Raw genomic sequence first — 1,197 nt, 5'->3', positions numbered from 1 at the left:
TTCACATAAAATACTGTTGCTTGCTCGTTCAATCAGTTAGATTCGTGAATGTGTAACAATCGCAAGCTTACATTTATTATTCTTTGCAACACGAAAAAAATGTAGAAGCATATACCAGGTGTACAAAAAGAAACCCCCATTTTCAAAAATCAATAAATCAATAAATATTGGCTAAAATCAAGTAAAACTTGGTGGTCAGACTAAGTTGACCATGGGGAATCTGATAGGCATGGTTTTGGACATGGTCACTACTGGTCACTCTGGTCACGCTAATGATGCATAAGAGTGTTTAGCGATGTTTAACGGGATCCAGCAAATGCATCTTTACACATATAAACTCACTTGGTCATTAACTGGTCATTACAGATCGAAGTTACTGAAAAACGTGAATCTTTCGAAATAATGACCAGTAGTGGCCAGGACTTGTTTTAGAGTGCTGGGTACATCTGAGCACCATTTTGATTCATTTCCAGGCACTGGTCCTGCTCTAGAATGACCAGAGTGACCAATAGTGACCACGTCCGAAAACTTGCCTATCAGATTCTTCGTGGTCAGTTTAGTCTGACCACCAAGTTTTACTTGATTTTAGCTAATATTTATTGAATTATTGATTGTTGAAAATGGGGGTTTCTTTTTGTGCACCCGGTATTATCGCGCCACTCAAACCTACAGCGCCGTCTGAGCGGCGCCAGCTCCGGCAGATTTAGAACACCGAAATGATGTTCTTTATTTGATTTCGTAAAATAAAAAGCATCATTTTTACCGACAGTCTCCCCGTGGTAAAGAATACCACTTTCCATTAGCAAAAGCAAAAAGTTGATGTTCTTCATGTTGCTGGTTCATTTGCGGTCACTTTATTGGTCAGCAAGCGCTTATCAGCAAGAATGAGTTACATATTCTTGATCCTCATGCAAAAACCTATCGATTGATATAATTTTTACCGTGATCGGCGTTAGATCTTTCGAGCAGCAGTTTTGAATCGCGCGCCGAAACTCGCGTCTCGTAACGCGCTCCCGAAGTCCCATGGAGACTGGCGCCGCTCAGACGGCGCTGGAGGTTTGAGTGGCACGATAATATTGTTCTTTTGACCCACCAGACGAGGGTTTCCAATCTTTTATCAGACTAATTTGGACGTCCATCATCGCGTTCAGTGAAGAAAGGGAGGCCGTTCTGTGTCAACTTGTTGGAATCAAATGA

The 1,197-nt window shown here is 41.5% G+C and carries 1 protein-coding gene; it reads right to left on the bottom strand.

Annotated elements, in window-relative coordinates; genetic code table 11:
• Window positions 1-596: 596 nt before the first annotated feature.
• Window positions 597-830, bottom strand: a complete 234-nt coding sequence (locus VFA52_00070; protein ID HZS42611.1) for a hypothetical protein — start codon at window positions 828-830, stop codon at window positions 597-599.
• Window positions 831-1,197: the final 367 nt, after the last annotated feature.

Source organism: Candidatus Paceibacterota bacterium (assembly GCA_035652395.1).
Lineage (GTDB): Bacteria > Patescibacteriota > Minisyncoccia > Phycocordibacterales > CAJBRS01 > JADGRH01.
This window is presented reverse-complemented; position numbering and strand designations above follow the sequence as displayed.